Origin of the sequence: Agarilytica rhodophyticola (assembly GCF_002157225.2) — a bacterium.
GTDB lineage: Bacteria > Pseudomonadota > Gammaproteobacteria > Pseudomonadales > Cellvibrionaceae > Agarilytica > Agarilytica rhodophyticola.
In genome coordinates this window covers 2,147,341-2,172,653 of record NZ_CP020038.1, presented here as the reverse complement: position 1 = coordinate 2,172,653, position 25,313 = coordinate 2,147,341, and the positions used below count along the sequence as shown (strand labels likewise).

Annotated in this window: 19 protein-coding genes and 1 tRNA gene; 9 read left to right on the top strand and 11 right to left on the bottom strand. The window is 41.0% G+C overall.

Annotation, left to right across the window (positions count from 1 at the left end; genetic code table 11):
• Positions 1-96 precede the first annotated feature (96 nt).
• Positions 97-173 (top strand) — tRNA-Ile (locus BVC89_RS09190).
• Between the two features lie 264 nt (positions 174-437).
• Here BVC89_RS09190 and BVC89_RS09185 read toward each other — a convergent pair.
• From BVC89_RS09185 to BVC89_RS09150, 8 genes are all read right to left on the bottom strand, one after another.
• Positions 438-2,435, bottom strand: a complete 1,998-nt coding sequence (locus BVC89_RS09185; RefSeq protein ID WP_086930908.1) for a serine hydrolase domain-containing protein — start codon at positions 2,433-2,435, stop codon at positions 438-440.
• Between the two features lie 577 nt (positions 2,436-3,012).
• Positions 3,013-3,546 carry a hypothetical protein gene (locus tag BVC89_RS09180; RefSeq protein ID WP_086930907.1) on the bottom strand — a complete coding sequence of 178 codons (534 nt, stop codon included), beginning with the start codon at positions 3,544-3,546 and terminating at the stop codon, positions 3,013-3,015.
• A 20-nt stretch (positions 3,547-3,566) separates the two neighbouring features.
• Entirely contained in the window at positions 3,567-9,737 is a 6,171-nt protein-coding gene (locus tag BVC89_RS09175) for a hypothetical protein (protein ID WP_158657859.1), read from the bottom strand.
• A gap of 562 nt (positions 9,738-10,299) precedes the next feature.
• A complete protein-coding gene (locus tag BVC89_RS09170; protein ID WP_216825121.1) occupies positions 10,300-12,318 on the bottom strand; it encodes a hypothetical protein in 2,019 nt (672 codons plus the stop codon).
• Positions 12,319-12,336: 18 nt separating this feature from the next.
• Positions 12,337-13,020 carry a peroxiredoxin-like family protein gene (locus BVC89_RS09165; protein WP_086930905.1) on the bottom strand — a complete coding sequence of 228 codons (684 nt, stop codon included), beginning with the start codon at positions 13,018-13,020 and terminating at the stop codon, positions 12,337-12,339.
• A 60-nt stretch (positions 13,021-13,080) separates the two neighbouring features.
• Positions 13,081-13,647, bottom strand: a complete 567-nt coding sequence (locus BVC89_RS09160) for a carboxymuconolactone decarboxylase family protein (protein ID WP_086930904.1) — start codon at positions 13,645-13,647, stop codon at positions 13,081-13,083.
• 71 nt (positions 13,648-13,718) lie between these two features.
• A complete protein-coding gene (locus tag BVC89_RS09155; protein WP_086930903.1) occupies positions 13,719-14,441 on the bottom strand; it encodes an SDR family NAD(P)-dependent oxidoreductase in 723 nt (240 codons plus the stop codon).
• Between the two features lie 75 nt (positions 14,442-14,516).
• Positions 14,517-15,167 carry a peroxiredoxin-like family protein gene (locus tag BVC89_RS09150; protein WP_086930902.1) on the bottom strand — a complete coding sequence of 217 codons (651 nt, stop codon included), beginning with the start codon at positions 15,165-15,167 and terminating at the stop codon, positions 14,517-14,519.
• A 504-nt stretch (positions 15,168-15,671) separates the two neighbouring features.
• Between BVC89_RS09150 and BVC89_RS09145 the strand changes: the two genes are divergently transcribed.
• Together BVC89_RS09145 and BVC89_RS09140 are read left to right on the top strand one after the other, a co-directional pair.
• Entirely contained in the window at positions 15,672-16,568 is an 897-nt protein-coding gene (locus BVC89_RS09145; protein ID WP_086930901.1) for a peroxiredoxin family protein, read from the top strand.
• A gap of 293 nt (positions 16,569-16,861) precedes the next feature.
• Complete coding sequence (locus BVC89_RS09140) at positions 16,862-17,512, top strand: NAD(P)H-dependent oxidoreductase (RefSeq protein ID WP_086930900.1); 651 nt, start codon at positions 16,862-16,864, stop codon at positions 17,510-17,512.
• 147 nt (positions 17,513-17,659) lie between these two features.
• Here BVC89_RS09140 and BVC89_RS09135 read toward each other — a convergent pair whose 3' ends face one another.
• Positions 17,660-18,322, bottom strand: a complete 663-nt coding sequence (locus BVC89_RS09135) for a peroxiredoxin-like family protein (protein ID WP_086930899.1) — start codon at positions 18,320-18,322, stop codon at positions 17,660-17,662.
• Between the two features lie 196 nt (positions 18,323-18,518).
• Between BVC89_RS09135 and BVC89_RS09130 the strand changes: the two genes are divergently transcribed.
• Positions 18,519-19,412, top strand: a complete 894-nt coding sequence (locus BVC89_RS09130; RefSeq protein WP_086930898.1) for a LysR family transcriptional regulator — start codon at positions 18,519-18,521, stop codon at positions 19,410-19,412.
• 35 nt (positions 19,413-19,447) lie between these two features.
• Here the strand turns inward: BVC89_RS09130 and BVC89_RS09125 are convergent, their stop codons facing one another.
• Complete coding sequence (locus BVC89_RS09125) at positions 19,448-20,011, bottom strand: RNA 2'-phosphotransferase (protein WP_086930897.1); 564 nt, start codon at positions 20,009-20,011, stop codon at positions 19,448-19,450.
• A gap of 153 nt (positions 20,012-20,164) precedes the next feature.
• Here BVC89_RS09125 and BVC89_RS09120 point away from each other — a divergent pair, with 153 nt between their 5' ends.
• The 5 genes from BVC89_RS09120 (at position 20,165) to BVC89_RS09100 (ending at position 24,177) form a co-directional block, all read left to right on the top strand.
• On the top strand, positions 20,165-20,914 hold the full coding sequence (locus BVC89_RS09120; RefSeq protein ID WP_086930896.1) for an NUDIX hydrolase: 750 nt from the start codon (positions 20,165-20,167) through the stop codon (positions 20,912-20,914).
• Positions 20,915-21,028: 114 nt separating this feature from the next.
• On the top strand, positions 21,029-21,877 hold the full coding sequence (locus BVC89_RS09115; RefSeq protein ID WP_086930895.1) for a TIGR02452 family protein: 849 nt from the start codon (positions 21,029-21,031) through the stop codon (positions 21,875-21,877).
• A 2-nt stretch (positions 21,878-21,879) separates the two neighbouring features.
• Positions 21,880-22,458, top strand: a complete 579-nt coding sequence (locus BVC89_RS09110; RefSeq protein ID WP_086930894.1) for a riboflavin biosynthesis intermediates N-glycosidase — start codon at positions 21,880-21,882, stop codon at positions 22,456-22,458.
• A gap of 1,002 nt (positions 22,459-23,460) precedes the next feature.
• Positions 23,461-23,754 carry a response regulator gene (locus BVC89_RS09105; RefSeq protein WP_086930893.1) on the top strand — a complete coding sequence of 98 codons (294 nt, stop codon included), beginning with the start codon at positions 23,461-23,463 and terminating at the stop codon, positions 23,752-23,754.
• 63 nt (positions 23,755-23,817) lie between these two features.
• Positions 23,818-24,177, top strand: coding sequence for a hypothetical protein (locus BVC89_RS09100; RefSeq protein ID WP_086930892.1), 360 nt, complete (start codon positions 23,818-23,820; stop codon positions 24,175-24,177).
• A gap of 113 nt (positions 24,178-24,290) precedes the next feature.
• Here the strand turns inward: BVC89_RS09100 and BVC89_RS09095 are convergent, their stop codons facing one another.
• Positions 24,291-25,238, bottom strand: a complete 948-nt coding sequence (locus BVC89_RS09095) for an AraC family transcriptional regulator (RefSeq protein ID WP_086930891.1) — start codon at positions 25,236-25,238, stop codon at positions 24,291-24,293.
• Positions 25,239-25,313 lie beyond the last annotated feature (75 nt).

Here is a 25,313-nt window from a genome sequence, read left to right as displayed (position 1 = left end):
TGCAACAAGGCGAGCTGTTTACTTCTTAACACCGCCTCTGTTTGAGATTCTTAACTCGTTCATTAAAACGACAAAAGATCAGCAAAAAGCAAAAATGGGCCCTTAGCTCAGTTGGTTAGAGCACCCGACTCATAATCGGTAGGTCCACAGTTCAAGTCTGTGAGGGCCCACCATTTTTGCTTTATCACTATACACCTGTTATTGACACCATAGTTTGGCCGCTCCGGCTAATATGTCGCGTGTCATCACCTCCACGATAGCTATTCCTCATTCTCACATGAACAATAGATAAGCCGTGAATATAAGTTTTGGTAAAAAAAGAAAGCCAAGCCTTGTGTGTTGTTTGTAGCAAACTTTTCCGACAAGGCTTAGCTAGGATGACCTGTTAGAGAAACATCCTTGTTTCTCCATTAACACTTTCTAATATTTAATATCGTTTAGTTACACGAAATTAGAGGGATTCCTGCTGCATCACGAAAAGATCGCTCAATTTCGCATAAAAGTCTCGGTGTTTCCGGTGTATCTGCATTAATAATTGCCACCAGTCCCTTGCCCTCAATTGGAGAGCCTACCATTCTTGCTCTGGACATATCAGGTAGGTATCCGCCGTGAGCAAACCGTCCATTGACAGTACTATCTGTAAGTGGAGTATGGCTAATATTAATGCCGCCACTATAGCGGTTAACCGTATCATCAGAATGATCATTAGGATCTCTTAGAAGAAAATCCGTGTAATACTGTCCTAGAAAATCATCGCTAGCACTTTTATCTTGATCCATTATCACGAGCATGGCTTTGGCATAATCTTCTGGTGTTGTGTATAAACCACCTCCAGCCAACCATTGATAGCTATCTCGCGCAATTGCGTTGCCATTTTCATCATGTGGCTCTGCTGCACGGCTTTCATAGCTACCCGAGAGGGGTTGATCATAAGTGCTGTTATTCATTCCCAAAGGTGTAAACACTTTTTCATCCATAATATTGATGAAGTTTTCATTAAGATGATCTTCCATCGCCGCACGAATTAACTCGTACCCCCCGTTGGAATATGCGGATGATGCTGTACTTGGCGAATTTAAATTAGGGTCGTACCAGACGCTTCTATTGAGGTAATTACAGTTATCGCCAGAACAACCGTAACCCAAAAGTATTTGCCACGTACTAAATTGAGTTGTTCCTGTAAGGTAGCCTCCCCATCCAGCGTTAGTGTCATTTGTATTAATACTGGCTTCATGACGCATTAAGCGGTCTAAGCGCATTCCCCAAGGCAAATCCGTACCATAAAAGTTATCGTCCTCTCCGAAGGTTTTCCAAAGATCTAAATGTCCACCGTCATGAACACTCGCTAATGATCGAATATCGGCAAAAAAGCTGAGCCCATCCTCCTGAGAGACCCGAGCCAAACCAACCGCAGTAACATATTTAGATAAGGATGCTACAGGATAAGGGCTATCTGCTTTTACAAAACGATCACGATTACCAGCTTCAAGCAATCCATAGCCACGTGCATATTTGACTTTGTTATTTTCAATTATTGCCAGTGTAACCCCCGGCACATTAGCCTCTTCCATACGCTCCCATATGTTAGCTGTTGTACCATCATCTCTCGTTAAGTCGTACTCCACCGCTTGCAGTAAATCATCTTGAGGAATAACTGTATTGGCATGTGAATATAAAATATGATTATTTCCTACACCAAGCACCACATGATCTAAAGAGCGATTTGCTTGCTGCCAATTAGTGAGTCGATTATAAGTAGTACTATTTAAACCACCACTGGCAAACGCTTGATCGGACAACAACACCCAGCGACCGTCAGCACCAAAACTAATGCGGCGAGGTTTACGCTTACTTGATTTTGTATCCTGAAGAGCAGAATACAACTTAGAAGGTGAGCGTCTTGCGTGATAGTAGCCCTCAGATAAAACAATAAAGCCATCATTTGGTGTAAAAACAATTTCGTCTATTCGTCTTCCTGCATTTTGACGATTTTTCACAACAGTCTGAAGATCGTTACCTAACGGCACGCCACTAGATCGCCAAAACAAATCCTCTGCCGCAACAACCCAGGCACCAGAATCAGATATTGCAATAGCATCGATACGACGCCCAGCACCAATATACTGAAACACTTTGTCAATTAAAGCTTGAGGCACACCCGCACTTCGGTAGACACTTTTACCGGCGACAATAACCCAATGGCCATTTGGCGATACAGACAACTCATCAATATCCGTACCGGAATTGGTTAAATTGTTAAGTGTTTGCTGAAGAGCTGTTCTACTTACATACTCTGATGTACTTCGAGTTTGGGCATGACCATAAGCATTATTGGTTGCACAAAAGCCGGTACATATGACCATCAAATTTACCATTACAATAAAACGATAAATTTTCATATTATTTTTATTAAATTTAATTTTAAACAGAGCCATAGAGTCTATCTCCTTTAGGTATTTAGTATATTCCGCTTCATTCACAGTGAAGGCTCATTAGCGGAGCGTAAAGATTATCGATTTTGATCTTTTTGATGGATTTCACCCTCATGAGCTGTAGATATTTCTAAATCCAAAATCATGAAGGTTGAGATCAACAGAATAGATGTATGACAAACGTTTTCTGCGGGTTCACCGGTAGTAAATTCATGTGACATCTTCCAATTAACTGATAATCCAATAAAGACGTAACACCACTTGTGATATGTCCTATTCGCTAATACAGGAACAAGACTAAAATGAGGACGAGAAAATACTGTGTTAACAGAAATAAAAGTCGTAACTTGGAGCAACCCCTAATACTTTCTGAGCTTCGGCAAGAGTAGTATTCCGTAAAAACCCTCTATCGCAGCCATTTTTTTGTATAACGGCGCCTTATCTTTGTGAGAATGTCGAGTAAAACTAACGGCCCAAATAATTCGATTGAGTGTAATCGGGAATAAAAAAACCCGAAAGGTGATTAAATCTTTCGGGTTCTTGTTTAGGTTTTGGGCTAAAAACTTACTAGATCATTAATTTACTTTTGAGTCTCCCGGTAATTCACCAGCTCTCCCTTATCGTTGTAGGCAACGTCTAAATGGTATTTTTTTACTTTATCGCCAAAGTATTCAAAACGAGTCACAGAGGTGAGACGTCCATCAACATACTCGTATTGTTTGAGAGGCTTGTTATATGATGGACTATTTTCATTGTTATCTAACTCCATCAATACTTCACCGGAATCGCCGTATCGGTACTCGATAGAGGGATCGTCCAATTCAATAGTTAATTGTTGTTTCAGCGAACTTAACTCAGAAGCGCTCAAGGAGCTAGAGACACCGACATTGTCGATGAGATTTTGATCCGTTGAGCTGTCACTGACTTGAGTTACTACAGTAAGTTTTGTGCTTGTAGATTCTGATATTTCGGGAGCCATTGTTGCCTTCGATTCAATTACCAATGGGCCCATTGCTACGGGTTTTCCGGCTAATTGCTCTTTGTCATTTTTAAAAATTAAAAAATATGTTGCCGATACCACTAGCACAGAACCTAACCAAATAACTATCTTCATAAGTTTTCCCTGAATATAAACTAATTAGCATCAAAAGAAATGTTATCAATCCATGCTGCATCGCTACCTCGACTACCGTATCCGTCCTTTTGATAACGCCATTCCAATATATGCAAGCCTTCACTTAAATCAACAGAGAACAACCGCCAAGTGTTTGTGGTCGTGTTTAACACCACAGTACCGTCCAAATAAACATACAATCTATCACAACAGCTTTGAGAATCTACCCGAGCATAAAAGCTCAAAGTTCCCTCGTTAAAAATATGGGCAAACTTAATTGCGCTATGTTCATTAGCGTCTATCTCACCAGAACGTATACTTTGGCTGCCGTCATATCCATTTGTAGTCTCTAGATACCAACCTGCATTATCGCTATCGATTACTTGCCACAGCGCGGGTATTTCTGAGGCTTCGAATGACTCAAAGTAGCTTGCAATAGCACTAGGGATGGAAGAAGCATTATTTGGATCTGAATTATATCTAAGTACTTCGTCCCCATCACTAAAACTGTCGTTGTCACTATCCATGTCATTGGGATTTGTTAAATAGGTATTGATTTCATCATAATCATTGAGATCGTCATCGTCAGTATCACTTAAAATTGGGCTTGTTAAATACGTACGGACTTCCTCTCCATCATTTAAATTATCGCCATCCGAGTCGTCATTATGAGGGTCGCTACCGGCTAAATATTCTTCCAGATTATCAAGACCATCCGCATCGCCATCTAAAGTACTATCCGAATTGTCATCATCATTTAAACCGTGCAAATTTTCCCACCATGCAGGCATCCCGTCGCTATCTTGATCGCCGATAAGAATATCAGCAAATACAAGCCCTTCATCCGTTTCATGAAGAAGGATTACGTTATCGCCGTCTGCAATCAAAGCCACGGGATCACTTGCAAACTGAAAACTATTGATAACTTGCAGAGAATCCGGATCCCACAAACTCACATTAGTTGTGGCCGAATCTTCTAAAGTAACGAGAACCTCATCAAACCAAATTGCATCCAGCAAATTGATACCGAGAGTTGCCGCCCAAGTCATGTCCGAGGCATTGAAAATATTGCCATTGCCAATCAGAATTTGAGCGTTGTCTGCAGATATATTAATTGGACCTCTCATAGGATATATTCCATGATAAGGCGTCTCACCTTCAGCAATAATTTCTCCCGACACCTGATCAATCTCTTCATAATGCAAGTCATTGGGGCTGGTGACGTCACGGAAAAAATAAACACGGGAATTACCCTCATTCCAAGCATAAGATCTTGAGAAGTAGTTCCACTCCTCACTATCTGTAAGGTTGCCATACTCATCAAAGATGTAGTGGGTATTCCAGGCACCGCTGGCATCTTGAGCTAAGACAAAATTACCTACCGATGCCAAACCGCCCACAGCTTGGGCCGTATTGGCAAAGGCTTGTTCAGATAAATCCCCATCCAAATCCACATATTGAATCGCCCCACTGCTATACCCCAAATAGAGCCGATTATGGGCTTCTGAATAGGCTATTTTACTCGGCGCTAGCGTTGAAAAGCCCTGGTCTATGCCAACTACAATCGGATTGACATAAGCTGACTCTAACGTGGACCAGCGATAAACACGGTAGTTATCGCTACTGAGTAGGTAAATATGCCCGGCATTGTCGGTAATAACGGCATCCGGTACAAAGGTCGGCATGGTTGCGGCGTAATCGCAGGTGTTACCATCGCCATGCTCCGGTAGATAACATGCCGTGTCCTCAGGGTAGGCATCCAAGGCTAAACCTGTGGTACTGTCACCCGCACCGTAGCCATTATTCCAGCTATCGGGATAGCCGTCGTGGTCACTGTCTAGTGATGCCGCCACATCCAGTGGGAAGGAGTCCTCCACGTTGTTGACACCATCGCCATCGGTATCTTCATTGGGCGTGTACAGATGCACAACGATCTCTTCTTGCTCCAGCGTTACCAAGTGAATGCCATTGTCACTTTGTGTTAATGCCACCACGCTACCATCAAAATTTAACTGCTCGACAATCGCAAGGTCGGCATTGAAACGCTCTAAAAAGACGCCGTCAGATACCGTCGTGACGGTAATAAGACCACCATCGGCTAACCAAATGGCATCATCAAATTGACGACCAATAGAGCCAGACCAGGTCAAATTAGCACTGCTGTCGTAGATATCACCGCTGCCAAGTAAAACATACTGACCATTGGCCGTGACGCGGATGGGTGGAATAATGGAATAATCGCCATGATGGGGTGTTTCACCCTTGCCAGAGATTTCTCCGGTGGCTTGATCAATTACTTGGTAATGCAAATCGTTCGGGCTAAGACCATCACGGAAAAAGTAAACACGGGAATCTGTGGGACTCCAGGTATACGTGCCTGAATTGTGATTCCAATCTTCACTATCGGCTATGTTGCCTTGTTCATCAAAGATGTAGCGCGTATTCCGCGATCCTCTGCCATTTTGAGCTAATAAGTAGCGACCAACCGATGCCAACCCACTGACACCTTGGGCCGTATTAGCAAAGGCTTGTTCTGATAAATCCCCATTCAAATCCACATACTGAATCGCCCCGCTGCTATAACCAAAATACAGCCGATTATGAGATTCTGAGTAGGCCATTGTACTCGGTGCCAGCGTCGAAAACCCTTGGTCTATACCAACCACAATCGGGTTGATATAAGCTGACTCTAAAGTGGACCAGCGATAAACACGGTAGTTGTCGCTACTGAGTAAATAAATATTTCCAGCACTGTCGGCAAGCGCGGTATCTGGTTCAAAGATTGGCATGGTCGCAGCGTAATCGCAGGCGGTGCCATCACCATGTTCTGGCAAATAACACGCACTGTCCTCGGGGTAAGCATCCAATGTTAAGCCTGTGGTACTATCGCCAGCACCGTAGCCGTTATTCCAGCTATCGGGATAACCGTCGTGATCGCTGTCCAACGATGCCGCTGCATCCAATGGGAAAGCATCGTCTAAGTTGCTGATACCATCGCCATCGGTATCATCATTAGGCGTATACAAATGTACAACGATGCCTTCCTTCTCCAGCGTCACCAGATGAATGCCGTTATCAGTTTGTGCTAACGCCAACACCGCAATACTATTATTGAAATTTAACTGCTCGATAATTTCAAGGCCAGCACTAAAGCGTTCTAAAAATACGCCATCAGATCCCGTAGTAACTGTCACAAGACCACCATCAGCTAGCCAAATGGCATCCTCAAATTGACGACCAATGGAGCCAGACCAGGCCAAATTAGCACTGCTGTCATAGATATCACCGCTGCCAAGTAAAACATACTGGCCATTGGCCGTGACGCGGATGGGAGGAATAATGGAATAATCGCCATGATGAGGTGTTTCACCTTCAGCTGTGATCTCGCCCGTGACTTGATCGATCACTTCGTAATGCAAATCGTTCGGGCTGGTGCCATCACGGAAAAAGTAAACACGGGAATCTGTGGGACTCCAAGTATAGGTACGCGAATTACGGTTCCACTCTTGGCTATCGGTCAGATTGCCTTGCTCATCAAAGATGTAATGGGTATTCCACGCGCCGCTGGCATCTTGGGCTAAGACAAAACTGCCCACCGACGCCAAACCGCCAACAGCTTGAGCAGTATTGGCAAAGGCTTGTTCAGATAAATCCCCATCCAGATCCACATACTGAATCGCCCCGCTGCTGTAACCCAAATAGAGTCGATTATGGGCTTGTGAATAAGCCATTTTGCTTGGCGCTAAGACTGAAAACCCTTGGTCTATACCAACCACAATCGGGTCGATATATGCTGACTCCGAGGTAGACCATCGATAAATGCGGTAGTTATCGCTACTAAGTAAATAGATATCTCCAGTACTATCAGCCAGAACAACATTAGGCAAAAAGGCCGGCATAGTCGCAGTGTAATCGCAGGCAGTGCCATCACCATGCTCCGGCAGATAACAAGCGGTGTCCTGGGGGTAGGCATCCAATAGTAAGCCTGTGGTACTGTCGTTAGCACTATAGCCCTCATTCCAGCTATCGGGATAACCGTCGCGATCACTGTCCATTGATGCTGCCACGTCCAGTGGGAAGGCGTCCTCCCAATTGCTCACACCATCGCCATCACTGTCATTATTAGGTGTGAATAAATGCACAACGATTTTTTCCTGTTCCAGCACAAGCAAGTAAATACCATTGTCAGTTTGTGTTAACGCTAACACGCTACCATCAAAGCTTAGCTGCTCGACAAGGGTTAGATCGGCATCGAACCGCTCCAAAAAAACACCATCAGATTTTGTAGCAACAGTAATAAGACCACCATCGGCCAACCAAATAGCATCATCAAACTGACGGCCAATAGAGCCGGACCAAGCCAAATTGGCACGACTATCGTAGACATCTCCGCTACCTAGTAAAACATACTGACCATTAGCCGAGACACGAATGGGGGGAGTCATGGAATAATCGCCATGATGGGGTGTTTCACCTTCAGCAGTGATCTCGCCCGTAGTTTGATCAATCACTTCGTAATGCAAGTCGTTCGGACTAGAGCCATCGCGGAAAAAGTAAACACGCGAATCCGCAGGACTCCAAGTATAAGTGCGCGAATAACGGTTCCATTCTTCACTATCGGTCAGATTACCTTGATCATCAAAGATGTAGTGAGTATTCCAAGCACCGCTGGGATCTTGAGCTAATAAGTAGTCACCAACGGACGCTAGGCCGCCCGCTGTACGAGGAGTGCTGGCAAAGCTTTGTTGACTACCACCTTGGTCTGAGAAATAGGTGATTTGTCCGTTTGAGTGCGCCAAGTAAAGTCGCTGATGACTTGGCGAATGCGCAACTTTTATAACAGGGCCGAAGCTTGAGTCCAACGCTAAGGGGCTAATAAAGTGACGAGTTGCTGTGTCAAACCGAAATATCCTGTTGTTGTCACTCCCCAAAAAGTGAATCACACCATTAGAGCTGGCTTCCAAAAAATCAAGCTTTTGAGTAGCTAACCAAGTGAGATAACACTCGTTACCATTGCCATCAGATTCTAGGAAACAGCTAGCATCGTTATCATATACATCCGCATTATCGCCTGCACCATCATTGTCGGTATCTTGATATTCGGCGGCATCCAGCGGAAAGGCATCTTCAGAATCTATGACTTTATCATTATCATCATCGGCATCTGTTAAGTCGGGTATCCCGTCATTGTCAAAGTCACTGCCCCTTGGTACTAAGATGACATTAACCGCACCTTCATTTAGCAGTGCAGTATTTGCATTTACGCCAATCTGAGATAGCTCCTCAATCATTAATTGCTCAATATCGCTGACCGTGAATGCTGATCCCTGATTATTTGTATTTGGAATCTCAAGCTGACCGATAGCTAAGCCATCCAATAAGGTGACGAGGTTAGGAATATTTTCAAATTCGGAAACCTGCACATCAAAGTTCATTCCATCCAGAGTTTCGTCAGATAAATCTTGGGCTATTGCTCTAAGCATTTCATCAAAGCTAACATCGCCGTATTCTTTTAAATTCCCCAACACTGCAACTAGGGCTTCTGAAACAGCACGATATACTATTTGCCGTCTCACAAGAGTTTGGCTTACCACTCCCTCCGTCAACATTGGAGACAAGGTGACAATCCCATCATCGAGGGTTTGCCCAAACCCAAACTCAGTACTTATGATTTTTAACGCATCAGAAAAAACAGCATAATGATCTTCAGGGCTCGCCCCATCTGCACTCATTAGTGCGGCCATATCACCTGCCAAAGTTGATACCGGTGTTGCATAAACCTTTTGTCTTTGGCGGATCTGTTCTGCATTAATCCAAGTACGAAGTCTACTTAAAACCGAGGGTTGGCCTGTATTCAAGTCTATCGTAGACTCTTCACTTACAAACTCTAATATATAGGCATCCGCCAAGGGCTCACTTATTTCTAACCCAGTGACATTTGCTTGCCCCCCAGTTCTAGAAGAAGTAATCAGCTCCCCTTTTAAGTCTGGTTGGGTTGTATCCATCGCGTATAGATCAACCCTGGCATTAGCTAAAGGGCCTTTTACGGCAGTAGCTTGAACGTCAAAAGATTCAAAATTTGTTGTAGGTGTTGAAGGGGAACTGTCCGATCCAGAACCACCACCGCCACCACATGCGGATAAAAAGATAAGAGGAAAAAGAAGAGTAAGAAAAGTCCGGCAAATTGCCATAACGCCTCCAAGCGATTCCATTAGGCGAGGATTGATTGCTCCTTATGACAGCACTCCATCCAAGCTACAAACAAATGATTGTGAGTCTTTGGGAGTTTATCTCCCTTTGTTTGAACAATTTTTGGGCCGTTGTATTTATTCGATATGAAATACCCAAAACTCGGACGGCATTCTATAGCATTGTGGCAATAACAAAAAGTCATCGAAATGCCATTTAATATATTGAAAACAATTATATTTACATTGAGGCGATTTTTCTAAATAGGTTCGCTCTTTGGCCTGACAAGATTTTTTTTAATATTCAATTTTATGCATAAAGATCAAAGTGCGCGTCAATTTCAATAAAGATGAGTTTTACTCAAACGCAAAGCATCAACAGCATAAGACTTTAGACGACGCAAAAACAAGCAGTGAGGTATTATTACAATCGACCTCTTAGACCCGAAAAATAGCGAAAACAAGAAAAGACAAGTCGAGAAAAATAAGACAAGATAAAAAAGAGGCATAGGTAAGGCTTATCAGTTCAGTTAACATCTACCAACCCTACGCCCATACTTTCCAACTAAAATAAATATGATTCCTGGTGGAGTTTTAAGTTATCTCCACATAATAACGTCAAACATTTTTGTGCATGCTTCATTAAAGCATCAGGACCACATAGAAATATTTCTCTTTCTAGTAAATCATTTATATTTTTAAAATCTGACTCCTGCATACGCCTTTTTTCAATCGATAGAAGAGCCTGTGGAAACTCTCGCTGTAGTGAATCGAAGAGTGTTTCAGATTGCGCGTCACCAGTCCTTGGACTTTGATATATCAAAATACTGATAGATATAGCCTTAGGCAATGACGGGGTGTGTGAAAGAAAGTGTCTGAGCACATTAATATCATCTCCTCTCCCAGAGAACATCAATAGGATATCGGTGGACAGTTGAGTATGCTCACCACTTAAGAGAGCTTCGTTCATCTTAACAATGCCGTCCCACATAGACATAAAAGGGGTAATTCCAACCCCACCCGAAATCCAGAGCATTTTAGGAGGGATAGTCGGTATGCTCTCCGGTGTCTCCAGGTAAAAGCAGCTAAACCCAACCCCCGTACCTTTAAGTTTCACCTCCATATCTCGATCAGACTCGATAGAAGAAGTACCGCTGTCATGAAGGAAGTTAGAAACTAATCCTCCCGGCTTACGTTTCACCGTAATGTCAATCTGATCAACAGGAACAAACTGCTTTGTGTAGTAATCAAAGTTGGGAGCACTTGATAGAGTCCATGTACGAATATAATCTTCATTAACCATTTGAGGGTTAAATTCATTCATATGATTATATCCCGTGTCCAATACCTCTGAAAAATCGAAGATACCAAAGCCACCAGGAAAACGTGTCTCAATAGCTGCGGACAGTTGAAAGGTAAAAGTAGTTATGCTTTCGGTCAATTTTTTAGCTGAAACTAAACGAGCCGTCATCTCTGACTCTAATCCTGTGCTAGCCTCACTTGAATGTCCCATTTCTTCTAATTCTTGGCGCAAGTATCTCACCGGCGGATTGTAAGGTGAATATTGCTCATCCGACACCATTTGTAAATTCAAGCTCTGTTTTACAAAAACCGCACCAGTGACTCGAATACGCGTGACTAAACTGGTACGCGGCATCAATGCTTGAGCATCTTCGTCAAACAGGTTTTCAGCTTTTCCGGTAATATATAACATATCGCCATTGCTAAAATTAGGAAAAGCTAAGCCCACGAGTTCATTACACTGAATATTTCCTAGCGATTGATAAAAGCGATTGCCTGAAAAATCAGGTAACACCAGAAATGTAGTAACACTTCCATCAGCTGAAGCAGTATCAACTTCTTCGTAAACACGAACAAAACCGGGAGCTCCACCACGATGGTTGAATCCCATCTTGGCCCGCTCGCTCTCCTCACTTTTATTATTAGGCATATGCTTTGTAGCTAAAAATACTGTACTCGCCTGATTAATATGATTCTTGCATGACAACGGTAATGGCGACTGGCAAGACTCAAATCGATCCATACTACTTTCCGCATTGCGATGGTAAGGCTCCAACGCGCGAATAGTGATGTATTTTGGACAATTTCCTAGATGTTCATTAGACGCAAGACTAAGGCTGAGTTTACTAGCTGAATCAAACTCGGCTGACTGTATTTTTCCCGCGATCTTATTGCGTCGTCGATTAGAAAAATCAATACCAACGCCAGCAAAATACACATCTTCATTGCCAGAAGCAAAATCTATTTGTTTTAAAGCTCGAATAAAAGGATCAAAATTATTGACTGGAGATACAATATTTAACGCATTTTTCAAAGACACCTGAATGCCAACCGAAGAGTCACTGTTCGATTTAGTCACCAATAAACTGGCCCACGGACGGCCTTGCTCATCTAACACAGCGAGAGGCAAATAGGGCAACTCACGATAAAAATCAGCATGCTGTTGAGGCATATCGGTATAAATATAATTCGGGATCTGCTCCGTTAGTTCAATAGGTGTATGTCTTCGCTTCTGAATATAGCGTTCACCTTTGTGTAGTGAGTGCATATTGTGTTCAGTCATAAATGATCCTACTTTTTATCAAATGGAAGTACGACGCGTCATAGCTTTAACCACCGCTAACGTTTCTCTCGGATCTGGTCGCTTGCGAAAGTCAACATCGACATTTGAGGAAATAACCGTTGCGTCAATATCAATTACAAAGCGCGATGTTAAAGGTAACTGCCAGCTATCATCGCCATTAAACACCGATAATTCAGCACCCAGTGATTTATACACTCGGTTTATCAACTCCCTACTTAGATGATAGCTAATACCTATTTTTTTGGCCAAAGAATTACCTGTATCGGATAAGATTTCAAATCGTAAACCGTTTTGGTGAGCGATTCGCTTGTTCATTACCGACACTTGGGGAGATATTGCAACCAGCGAAGCCCCCGCACCCTCAAATTCTATTAATGACTTCTGCAATACCTGAAGTTCAAGGTTGCAATATGGACACCATATACCGCGAAAAAAATTCATAACAACTGGGCCGCGCTCTAATAAATTCCCCAATTCGACCATACTACCGTATTGGTTTGGCAGAGCAAAATCAGGAAACTTAAACCCCGGACGGATGGTGCGATCCAAAATCCCAGTTTCTCTTAGCTGTTTGTCAAACTCACGAATGATTTTAACTTGTTGTGGCGTAAGATTATACGGTTCCACTCCCGATTCAACTTTCATTTGAAGCTCAGCCAAATGTATATTGAGATTCTTCACGAAATCATACCTCTTTAACACTAACAACTATATAAGGGGATCTTTTGTATGCGATAACAATTAAGCGACTGAAACCATATCCTTAGTCCATGCCACTTGAGCAAAGGCAGCATCCAGTTCTGGCTCGACAATATGAGTACTGTAATTAGAAAGCACTTTAAGACTGGTTCCAACAATTACGTCCAAAACTGTTTGCTTGGTATAGCCGGCTGCGAGGAATGTAGCAACTTGCTCCTCTGAGGCCCATCCGCGGGATTCGTTAATAATAATGGCAAACGTGCGCAAAGCTTCGAGCTTAGGATCATTAATAGGTGTACCACTGCGCAAAGCCGCAATGACGTCATTGTCTACACCAGACATTTTCGATACAGCCGTATGTGCCGCCATGCAGTAAGTACAGGCATTTAATCGATTATTTGTCATTAGAATAATTTGACGTTCTGTCTCACTCAGTTCTGTTTTATCAAATAATCCCATCAGCGTAAGATAGCTTTCGATCATAACCGGTGACTCAGCCATGGTCGCCATAAGATTTGGGATGAAACCCATTTTTTTCTTTGCCGCTTCCAGCACTGGTTTAGATGCTTTCGGAGCGCTTTCAGTAGTATGTATTTTAAAATCATTCATAACCGTTTACCTGTGAATTAAGAAACATTAATGTTTTGCAATGGACTAAGGCCTAGCACCAAAACCTACACTTAGAATTCAGCAAAGTTCTGTTCTAAGGATTTAGGCGAGCTCAAAAAAAGCGGCCCAACTTGTTGTGATAGAGTATCTGGAAATATTTCCTCAATCCCTTGCGCAACTCCATTCAAAATATTTTCAGCGACCACTGGAGCTGCTGTTGTTTCCATATCAAAGTCTTCCGTCAAACGGGTCGCTACAGGCCCTGGATAGACACCATGCACCGAGATGTCAGACGCTTTGAGTTTGCCTCGAATTGACTGTGTCATTGAGTGAATGGCGGCCTTAGATACCGAATACCCTCCAAAACTTGGCATTGCGGCGAGACCTGCAATACTCGATATATTGATAATAGCAGCAGCTTGCTCTCGTTCTAAAATAGGCAACAATGCTTTAGTAACTGCGAGTGTTCCAAAAAAATTAGTCTCAAGATCGTTACGTAATTGTATTTCAGTATCCTCTAGTAAACTTTCAGCCGTAAATATACCTGCGTTATTAATGAGGATATTTAAAGACGGCACTAATTCTGGAAGTTTTGTCATTGTTGATTTATCACCGAGATCCAAATAAATCGGCACCACTCGTTCATCATAAGCTTCTAGAACCGAAAGGTTACTCTGCGAGCGATAAGTTGCATAAATTTTTGCTGCACCTTGCGCTAGTGCTTTATCCACTAACGATAAGCCAATACCGCGATTGGCACCTGTAATCAAAATTTTACTGTCTAATATGTTCATGGTCTTATTTCTCTTAGTTAACTACTTCACTTTATAAGGACTATGCATTTAGCATTGGCGAAAAAAATCATATTATTAGTTGTCAAGTGCTTTTATTGCAGCCAGAGTATCTTCAGGTTCAAGTCTGTTTTGATAATCTGTATCGATATTAGCTAACACGATATTTAAGTCGCGATCGATGACAAAAGTTGCAGGCACAGGCAATACCCAATCATCGCTACCATTGTACTTAGGTAAATGACCGCCAAACTTGGTGTAAAGGTCTTGTAATGCTTGCGGCAACACAAAGGCAACTTTATAACTTTGCGAAACGTTTGAACCAACATCGGAAAGTACGTCAAACTCAAGATTATTTTTTTCTGTCGTTGAAAGTGAAGAGTCTGGTGTTTGTGGTGAGATCGCAATAAGGTTACCACCAGCAGCTTTAATCTCTGGGAGAATATTTTGATATGCACGTAACTCCAAATTACAATAGGGGCACCAGTCCCCTCGATAGAATGAAATAATGACGGGCCCATCTTTTAATTTTTCTGACAATGTAATGGAATCGCCATTGGCAGAAGGAAGTGTAAAATCTGGTGCTTTATCGCCTACGGTTAACAAAGTTCGCGTACGAAATTCATTTTCTAAATCAGCCGCTGCTGCTTCCATGATAGAAATAGCATTCTGATCAACTTTACTTAAAAATTCAGCTTTAAAGGTATTGAGTTCATTTACCAGTGACATGATATCTCCCGTTAGTAACTTATAAAAATAGTTTTATATTTTAAGACAATAGTTTTTAAGGTCTTTATTTTAAAAAAATCAGCTTTAAAAACATGAGAGCTAAAAACAGTATCTTTTGAGTCTTCATCTGTTGCTAGGACGGTTGATACTTTAGAGGCCAAGAGAATAATGATAAAGATCGCGATTGCAGATTGAGTGTTTCCGTTTTTGATACAAAAGAGAGAAAGGATACGTTTAGACTCTAAATAACATACGATATCGGATACTGAGAAAAGAAGAGAACTAATCGCCCTACCATATAAATATAAACAGATACATCTCTATATCTACCATTTGTTTGTTCATTTTTTATAAAATCTATAAAACGATAGTTTTGCTAAATCTCATTGATTGTATTCGTTTTGGAAACATTGTTCCTCTATCTGAGGTGCTTATCACGCTAGCAAAAAGCACTAATATGGCGCTCAAGTTTTGACAATTAACCAAACGCTATAGGAGCTTAAAATGAAGACAAAACTTATTCTCCCAATGTTTCTATCTAACATGTTAAGTGGCATAGGATCAGGTATTATGATCTATATATCAGGGGGCAACCTAGTTTGGGTGGGTGCACTGCTGGCAACATTACCTTTGCCTTTTTTCCTCATGGTATTAACAAACGCACTCAGTATTTCAAGAACATCAGAAAGATTACCTGCCCTTCAATTGATTAATCTTGTTGGCTTAACCTTGGTTATCTATACACTATATAGTTCTCAGATAGTACTGACCGCGGCACAATTTATTCCTCTTGGCATTGCCATTCTGGGCTTTGTGTCACTGCACTGGTATGTATGGTCTTTTTCTTATTATCAGCGCGAAAAAAGTCAAGCTATCATCAAAGGTCAAAGACTCCCTGAGATGCACTTTAAGCGACTAGATAAATCTGATGTATCTTCCACATCCTTTAATGGCTCTAAAACGCTTTTGATTTTTTTCCGAGCTAACTGGTGTCCATTCTGTATGAATCAACTGAAAGAAGTAAAAAAGCATGCACAAAAGCTCATGCAAGACGGTGTAAAGGTTAAATTTATCTCAAATCAAGGCTTTGAAAATTCAAAGGCACTCGCTGACAAACTAAACCTACCCCATCACTTCGAAATTCTGCAAGACGAAGATCTAAAAGGAGCAAAGGTGTTAGGTATCGAAGATATCGACGGCTCTCCCGTTGGCATGCCTGGCTACCCTAAAGATACTGTTATGGCAACAGTCATTGCACTAGATGAAGAAGGAAATGTATTGTTCGGAGACGAAACCGATAATTACCGTAGACGCCCGCTTCCAGAAACGTTTATACATGTTTTTGACGGATCAGAAAAGCACAGCGTAACAACATCTCAAATTAGTCCACAAATACAATAAAACATTTAAAAAATGAACAATTAAAGCCGGTGTTTTTTCCTAAGAGAAAAACGCCGGCTTTAAAGTATCTGTACCATATTTAAAATAAGTTGTTGTCTCCTACACACTGCTAAACCACCTCGCTATAAATTACCTAAGTTTCCATAAAATATGAGTATTAGCTGGGGTTTGCTTAGAAGAATAGACAAGCAACTTCAAAATTTAGCGCAAAGACATAATATTAAGACTTAGACAGACGCACACTACTTAAATTTTAAGTCTAATTGCAATAATGATTATCCTGCGGAGGAATTATGAATACAAAAGATGTAGATACTATTATCGACGCATTACGTTGGCGATATGCTACAAAGATATTTAATACAAGAGCTCAAATTACCAATAAAGATTGGCATACTATCAAACAATCCCTAAGGCTATCCCCCTCCTCTTTCGGCCTACAACCATGGAAATTTATTGAAGTAGAAAGCGGTGAGATTAAGCAAAGTTTGGCTGATTGTGTAAAATTAAACGCACCTAAAATCTTGACATCTTCAAAATTAATTGTTATCGCTGGTTTGAAACACATAAGCACTGATTACCTGGAAAAATATTTCAACAGTATTGTAAATATAAGACAAATTGAGAAGTCTTCCATTGAGGATTTCAGTAAAATGCTAACAGAAACTTGTGCAAAAAAATCCGCTGAAGATCAAGCTATCTGGATTAATAAACAGGCGTATATCGCCTTGGGATCGGCAATAACAACTGCTGCTCTACTGGGGATCGATAGCTGCCCAATGGAAGGTATTAACCGCAATACGTACGATGAAATATTGGGGCTTGCTACGTCCGACTATACAAGTTTAGTAGCACTTGCGTTTGGCTATAGGTCTGAAAATGACGACAACCAAAAGCTTACAAAAGTACGATTCAGCGAAGATGATATTTTTGAAAAGAAGTAGGAATAGAGAAAGAAATATTGCTTATATAAGTATTTAAGTAAAAAATAAAGGCAGTTTTGACGCTAACCTTAGACGACTATTTATAGATATCTATTAACCTCTTTAATATATGACTAGTTACATTAAAGAGGCTTCTAATATTTAATACTACGCTATTGTCGTCTGTTGCAGCTTATCGAGCACAGGGAATAAATCACTTGGCTCTGGACGGCGAGTATAATCTGGATTCACCTCGGCATAAGCAATAGTTCCATCGGTATCGATAACGTAACGTGCTGGCATAGGCAAGTTCCATTTATCATCACCATGGATAGTCGGTAAAATGACGTTAAACATTTTGTGAAAATCAACAACATAAGGTTGTAGCGTCCAACGAATACCAAATTTATCTGCAAGCTCGCCGGCCTTATCGGTAAGAATTGGGTAACTCAATTTGTTATCTCTTTGGGATTTACGACTGTCTGCCGCCCCCTGCATAGAGATAGCAACTAATGTAGCACCTTTAGCGCGAATATCGTCGGCAACGGCTTCCAATGCTTTTAAATCTATATTGCAATATGGACACCAAACACCACGATAAAACGTCAAAACTACAGGGCCCTTGGCAAGAAGTTCCTCTAATGTCACTTCATCTCCATTGGGATCTAACAATACGGCACGAGGAGCTTTATCACCCACCTTGAGTGATTTTTCTACTTGACCGCTATCGGCTAATTCTTGAGAAGATCTCGCGAAGGCCTCAATGGCACCCTCCGGAGCCTGTTTTTTGAACTGTTCTTTAAATGCATCAAGTTGTTCTTGAAGAGACATAGTCTATTCCTCATTTATGGTATTAAGTTAAAGTAAGATCGCGCGTATATGATATGGTTGCATCACTCTTCTCATTTTTAAGGTGACTCTTACTAAGAAGCGTCTGCGTTCAACCAATAGGAGCAGTTTAAATGTTGAGTTTTATAGGATAAACATGCTAGTTTGAGACTCATAGTATCCTCTCAGGACACAATAGATGTTCCAACATGCTCTGTTAAATGAAATCGTCGCCTTTATTGCCGTTGCTGAATACGGTAGCTTCACGCTCGCGGCAGCTTCCATGAACTCGACCAAATCAAGTACGGGTAAAGCGGTTAAAAGACTGGAAGAGGAACTAGGCCTAAAACTGTTTAACCGCACAACACGTAGCATTCGATTAACCGAGGAAGGAAAAATCTTTCTCGATGCAGCGAAACACGCTATCGATACGATCAATGAAGCTAAGTTACTTCTGGATGCCAGAAAAGATGAAGCCGCGGGCCGCCTACGAGTGAATTTACCAATAGGAATTGGCCGCGACGTAGTTAAATCCCTCCCCATCTTTACTCAAACGCACCCCAAAGTTTCTATTGAGCTATCCCTGTCAGATCGCTTCGAAGACGCTATCCAAGGCGAGTGGGATATTGTAGTCAGAATCGGTAACCTGGATGACAGCACATTTATTGCAAAAAAACTCTGCGATACTAAACGCATTTTGTGTGCATCACCTGAATATTTATCGAAAAAGGGAACACCTAAGAATTTAGGAGAATTGCGAAATCACGATGCAATATTATATCGATTACATACCGGTAAGCTTCGCACTTGGATGTTTCAAGAATCCAATAACGAAATAACAGAAATGACACCCTCGCCTCTAGCCGTTTTTAGTGATGGCAGATCTTTTATAGAATCTGTTATTTCAGGTTTAGGCATCGCTCAAACTTACGATAAAGCACTAAACTCAGCCATTAAAAACGGGGAGTTGGTAGAACTGTTTCCAGAAAGCGCGATACCAGGCCCACCGGTAAACGCACTTATACCAAGCGGCAGAGCCATGCCTGCAAAAACAAAAGCTTTTATTGAATTCTTAAAAGAACAGCTTGGTTAATTAGATTCTACAGATCCGCAAATCCATATGCTCAGCTATATTGTATTAGACTGGGATACAACCTCAATAAATTCTGTGGGCACATGGTCTGTTAACCAAACGCCATTGCTAGAGACATAGAATAGATAACCATCATTGTACATTGCCAGCGAATCCACTTTTAAAATCACTACTTTGCCATGCCTTTGGCCCACAACTGTTGCGGTAGTATCATCCTTAGTCAAATGTACATGGTGTCGATTTTTCTTAGCTAAGCCATCTTTAAGAATGTGCCTCAAGTGGTGTGAAGCTGTTCCGTGATATAAAACCTCTGGAGGAACCTGAGCTTCTAGACCTAGATCTACAGTAATGGAGTGCCCTTGATTCGCTCGGATTTTTTTCCCAGAATCATCAAAGCTAAAGCGTTGCTTATCATTATTTGCAACAATATACTCGATCATCTGCCGTGTGAGCTTTGTATTGCCACGCTCAGTTAACTTGACGATATCACTGACTAAAGCCCAACCCTGGGTATCTAGAGTCAAGCCAATTACTTCAGGGGCATGCCTCAACACATAGCTCAGAAGCTTACTTCCCTTTTTTAATTTTTTACTTTCCATTTAAGAATTTCCTATATTTTTTTACTTTTTTACGTTTATATTTTCTATTTTTGTTTTTAGGTTTGTTAATTATTGACTTAGTGTCTCTTTAACACTAAGATAGTGTCACACTAACATAATGTCAATGTATTTTTATCTAACCTTCTATTAGCCATGTATAAAGAGCAGATCTATCCATCAGAGAAAGAGTTTCTGGAAAATTACGATATCCACCAATTTGATGTTCCATTGACATCGGTAGATATGGGTATATTTTCTTTGAGAGATAGTGAACTTTGTGTGCTTTTAATTAAAAGAGCAAATTTTCCTGCAAAAGGTAAATGGGCGTTACCAGGAGGATTTATAGATCTAGATAAAGATAAAAACTTAGATAGCACCGCTCATAGAAAATTAAAGGAGAAGACAGGTGTAAAATCACCTTACTTAGAACAAGTCGGATCATTTGGCAACAAAAAGCGTGACCCGAGGGGTTGGTCTGTCACCATAGCTTATCTTGCACTTATTTCTTCAAAAGAGCTTGACCTATCACTAACCGAAACAACGGAAGACATTGCATGGGTTCCAGTGGAAGAAGCAAAAAACGACTATAAACTTGCTTTTGATCATAATGAGGTATTAACAGCTTGCCATGAACGACTAAAAGCAAAAGTATTGTATACCTCTTTACCGGTAAACCTGTTATCTGATGAGTTTACCCTAACGGATTTACAGGAAACTTTTGAAATAATTATCGGTACAGGAATAGAGAAAAAGTCATTCAGGAAGAGAATGCTAGATTCTGGATGTATAGAAGAAACCGGCAATATGCGTCGGGGAAGTAATAGACCAGCAAAGCTCTATCGAACAAGTATAAATGGAGAGCAATTCCTATTTACACGTATTATCGAAGGACCAAGATCATAAATATTAAATAGTTACCGTATTGCTTCCAAAATAGCTGGAAAAATGCCTATTGGTGAAAACTTATAAGGTAAGCATTTTTACTAATAGATAATAAATAAAAATTAAGGAAATAGAATGACAAATAGGACTGAACGAGCACAAATCGCACAAGAAACCATTCGAATACTAGAAGAAAGAAGTTATAAAGCTGCTAATGGAAAAATTGTAGATTTAACTGACTCAATAAAAGGCTGTGTAGCGAATTCTATTCACTACACACCTGAATCACTTCTGGAGCTTGTGGACACAGACGTCAACAAAAGTAGTAAAGATAATGCCCTCAACACCTGCATTGAAGTGGCCAATGAAACGACTTTTTCCGGCGCTAAATGTCTTTTAGAAAAAACGAGTAATAAAGTTATATGTCTAAATTTTGCCTCAGCCAAAAACCCTGGCGGAGGCTTTCTTGGCGGTAGTCAGGCACAGGAAGAAGCCCTTACAAGGGCTAGTGCGCTTTATGCATCACTCACGCATTACATGAGTATGTATTTAGATAACCGAAAGTTTAAAAGCTGTCTCTACCAAGATCATATAATTTATTCACCTGCCGTACCGGTGTTTAGGGACGACAATGATAAAATGTTAGAGTCACCTTGGTGTACGTCGATTATTACAGCTCCTGCTGTCAACTATGGTTCACTAAAGCAACAAGAAAAATCGTTGGCGGAAAAGGTCATGAAGCAGCGCATCAATATGGTACTCGCTATAGCATATGAACATGGTTACACAAATATTGTTTTAGGCGCATGGGGCTGCGGTGTATTCAGAAATGATCCGGCGCTTATTGCTAGGTATTTTCAACATGCTCTAAGTAAGGAAGGTATATTTCATGACCACTTTGAGAATATTCGCTTCTCAGTATTAGATTCATCTAATGATCAACATACTTTTAATATATTTAAAGACACTTTAGTTTTCAAATAACAATGAAAATAATAGATATTCAAAATAATCAACACCTACAAGAGTTTGTAGCGACAAAGCAGCATGTAAAATACTTATTTTTTTGGGGTCACAAAGAGAAGTTGAATCAAGTGAGCAAGAGCTGTTTTAGTCAATGGTATAATGCAGGCTTTAGTGTTAATGGCATACATTACGCAACCGCCGAACATTATATGATGGCTGAGAAAGCTCGTTTATTTTCGGATAACACTGCCGAGCAAAAAATTATTGCAGCAACAACTCCAGGTGAAGCAAAAAAGCTCGGCAGATCTGTTTATAATTTCAACGAAGCGCTATGGAATCAGAAACGGTTTGACATTGTTGTCCAAGGCAATCTAGAAAAATTTAGGCAGAATCATAGAATAAGAGATTTTCTATTAAAGACTGGAGAAAGAATTCTTGTAGAAGCTAGCCCAGTAGATAAAATATGGGGTATCGGGCTAGCATCAGACTCTAGTGATGTAGAGAACCCGTTTAAATGGAAAGGCCTGAACCTATTAGGTTATGCTCTAATGGTAGTAAGAAAGAAGCTCAGTACTTCAAGTAGTATCAAGAGTATTTAAAATTTATAAATAACATTTAAATCTGGCACCATAAGTTACAAAAAATATAAGTTTACCGTGTATATATTGCATTTCTCACACGTAGCACTATAATGCGCCCAAACTAAGTATGAGAAAACTATGATTTTATTACTTTCGAGACATTGCAGTTTTATTACGTGGATATCTGGGGCAGTAGGTAATGCCCAAGAGGATCTCCCGCGTCCATACTTTGCCTGCTAGAAAAAGACACTGGTAGGCATCTCGCCTTCCAGTGTTAGCAATACAAAAAAACCCGGAAGGCGAGAAACGCTTTCCGGGTTTTTTTTTGTCTCTGAATGGGATTGCTGAGTACGTTGGCGTTAGAGTATTAAACTACTAAAGGAGAAATACAATTTTAAATGAGTTTTATAATATTTTCTTATAGATGGACAATATAATTTACCGGCAGAGAAATTTTGAATTATTAGTAAAATTTCTCCGATAGGCCCTGCTTAAAATATTGCAAATTTTCGCGATAGGGTAACTCCACTTCTAAAGAAAAAGTTAATCATATAACCCAATGATATAGAGCAAAAAGCAGCCAAAAAATAAATATTGTAATCGAGAAACCTAAAGCTTATCGTTTAAAAAGATTCACCAACACAAGTAAATATATTGGGTAACAAACAATGAATTTCAACTATCAGTGGTATGGCACATTTTATTATTTATCGACTCGCGTAAAACCAGTCGCAGAAATAAACACCTGTTACCGCGGATCACAACACATCTGTATGGCAGTTGACAGCAATAGTTTTAAATAAATAGCTTTCTTTACGGAAGGCTATGCCTTCCGGTAAACGCAAAAGACCCCGGTTGGCAACAACTGGGGTCTTTTGCGTTTAATACAAGTAAATAAATCAAACTATTGACATAAAGAATCAAGTCGTCGATTTTTGCAAAAGGATTTTCCATATGTGCAGGGGATGCACAAAACCTAAAGCACGACCCATTATAAATAGCTTAAAAAGGAGAAGGACAATGCGCGTTGCTCTAAGTAAACGAGAGAGTTATCACGCTGATATTTACTGCAATGATAGTAGTACAGCAAAAAAAGTGCTAAGGGAGCATTATATTTCTATTCTAGCAATAGATTTTTACCTAAATGGGCACGACAACGGTAGAGCACTTATAGAGTGGGCTAGACAAAAACGTTTATTACCGCAATTTGTAGTAGTCACAGAAAGCGATAGAGGTAAACGCGCATTGTTAGCACTAGAACTTACTAAAAGTGGTTTTAATACGGCAGATGGCACAACATTTATAAAACGATAGTGTTGGCTGACAATTCTTCAAGAAACTATGATTTTTACATTTTAAATTTTATCGAGGCTTAAAATGGAAGAGTTAATGTGGGTAAAAATAGAAACAACAAAAGGGAATGATGATATTTGGTCTTTTAAAGGACAAATTCTTAAAGCTGTGTTTGAAGGTATCATTTCTAATCAACTTAACGAAGGTTACTTCAAGCTCGATAAAGTCTATTGGATTACGACCAACTATGACGATAACGGGGATGAATATGGCGAAAAGTTGTATCAATATGGCAAAGGTAATTTAAAGTCTCACCGAGGCGATACCTATTTAAAGATAGAACACCTGGTGACTATTGCACCTATCGATGGAGAAATGGAACTGGCTAAATTTCAGAAAGATAAAGGAAAAACTCTGAGCTTAGTTTCTCCTATACGTCCTTAAGTATTAAGACTTTTACGAGTAAACAGAAATCTCTTGCCTTAAATTTTTCTTCAACAATAAAGGTAAGAGATTTTTCTTCATATATCGCCTTTCATAATTACCGATAATCAAGCCTACTGTTCAGCTTTACGAGCATCTTTTAGATATTGCTGCGGGCTTATCCCACGAATACGCTTAAATGCAGCACTAAAAGCAAATGGCGTAGCATAACCAACTTTTTCTGCAACAGTACCGACATTTTCATCTGGTTGACACAGTAAATCAGCGGCTAACGCCATACGCCAATTTTTTAAAAATGTCATCGGAGGTTCACCCACTAAGTCGTGAAAACGGCGAGCGAGGGATGCTCGTGAAGCTCCAGCTTGAGAGGCCAGCTTGTCGATAGTCCACGGATAAGCGGGGTTATCCTGCATTAAGCGCAGGGCACACTGGATAATTCTATCCCCTTGAAAACGCCACCACTGTGGCCGATTTTCGTCGTGGCGAGCAAACCAAGCTTTAAGTACCGCAGTAACTAACAGGTCGAGCAAACGATCTAGAACCGCTGCCTGTCCGGGTTCCTCTTTCACTACTTCATCACAAAGTAGCTGTAGCAAAGGCGACTCCCAATCAGCACGTCTCAAAGAGAGCGCGGGTGGCAATACATTCAGCAGTCGATCACTGATGTCACTCAAATGTTCATAAGCGCCTACCAAAAAAACGGTGGAACCTTGTGGATCATTTCCCCAGGTTCGTGTGCCGTGGGTCATTTCTTCGAGTAGAGAGTTACCCTGAGCATCACAACAACGCTGCCCGGGATGAATAAACACTTGAGCTGGCGTGGTGGCGGAATCGGATACATTATAGTGATTTGGAGCGCGAGTAATGGCGATATCTCCAGGGCCAAGCGCTATAGCCTCACCCTCATCAGGGCGGAGCCAAAGATTACCATCAACAACGGCAATTAATGTCAAAGGCGATTCGGCAACGACCCTTAGAGACCAAGGCGCACTCATCACAGCGCGCAAAGCAAAAGCGCCTCTTGCCCGAGGAGCGTCTAGCAGCCCACCTAAAGTGTCCATCAGCAGCTTTTAGACGAACGCATATGAATCTGATTATCTCGCGAATGGTGCAAAATCGCTCTCCTATTTAAGCTA

Coding starts and splice junctions, on each gene's coding strand:
- BVC89_RS09125 (WP_086930897.1), bottom strand. CDS start 20,011: ATGGAAAGTAAAAAATTAAAAAAGGGAAGTAAGCTTCTGAGCTATGTG.
- BVC89_RS09130 (WP_086930898.1), top strand. CDS start 18,519: ATGTTCCAACATGCTCTGTTAAATGAAATCGTCGCCTTTATTGCCGTT.
- BVC89_RS09170 (WP_216825121.1), bottom strand. CDS start 12,318: ATGACTGAACACAATATGCACTCACTACACAAAGGTGAACGCTATATT.
- BVC89_RS09120 (WP_086930896.1), top strand. CDS start 20,165: ATGTATAAAGAGCAGATCTATCCATCAGAGAAAGAGTTTCTGGAAAAT.
- BVC89_RS09105 (WP_086930893.1), top strand. CDS start 23,461: ATGCGCGTTGCTCTAAGTAAACGAGAGAGTTATCACGCTGATATTTAC.
- BVC89_RS09115 (WP_086930895.1), top strand. CDS start 21,029: ATGACAAATAGGACTGAACGAGCACAAATCGCACAAGAAACCATTCGA.
- BVC89_RS09180 (WP_086930907.1), bottom strand. CDS start 3,546: ATGAAGATAGTTATTTGGTTAGGTTCTGTGCTAGTGGTATCGGCAACA.
- BVC89_RS09160 (WP_086930904.1), bottom strand. CDS start 13,647: ATGAATGATTTTAAAATACATACTACTGAAAGCGCTCCGAAAGCATCT.
- BVC89_RS09135 (WP_086930899.1), bottom strand. CDS start 18,322: ATGTCTCTTCAAGAACAACTTGATGCATTTAAAGAACAGTTCAAAAAA.
- BVC89_RS09150 (WP_086930902.1), bottom strand. CDS start 15,167: ATGTCACTGGTAAATGAACTCAATACCTTTAAAGCTGAATTTTTAAGT.
- BVC89_RS09140 (WP_086930900.1), top strand. CDS start 16,862: ATGAATACAAAAGATGTAGATACTATTATCGACGCATTACGTTGGCGA.
- BVC89_RS09095 (WP_086930891.1), bottom strand. CDS start 25,238: ATGGACACTTTAGGTGGGCTGCTAGACGCTCCTCGGGCAAGAGGCGCT.
- BVC89_RS09100 (WP_086930892.1), top strand. CDS start 23,818: ATGGAAGAGTTAATGTGGGTAAAAATAGAAACAACAAAAGGGAATGAT.
- BVC89_RS09155 (WP_086930903.1), bottom strand. CDS start 14,441: ATGAACATATTAGACAGTAAAATTTTGATTACAGGTGCCAATCGCGGT.
- BVC89_RS09175 (WP_158657859.1), bottom strand. CDS start 9,737: ATGGCAATTTGCCGGACTTTTCTTACTCTTCTTTTTCCTCTTATCTTT.
- BVC89_RS09185 (WP_086930908.1), bottom strand. CDS start 2,435: ATGGCTCTGTTTAAAATTAAATTTAATAAAAATAATATGAAAATTTAT.
- BVC89_RS09110 (WP_086930894.1), top strand. CDS start 21,880: ATGAAAATAATAGATATTCAAAATAATCAACACCTACAAGAGTTTGTA.
- BVC89_RS09145 (WP_086930901.1), top strand. CDS start 15,672: ATGAAGACAAAACTTATTCTCCCAATGTTTCTATCTAACATGTTAAGT.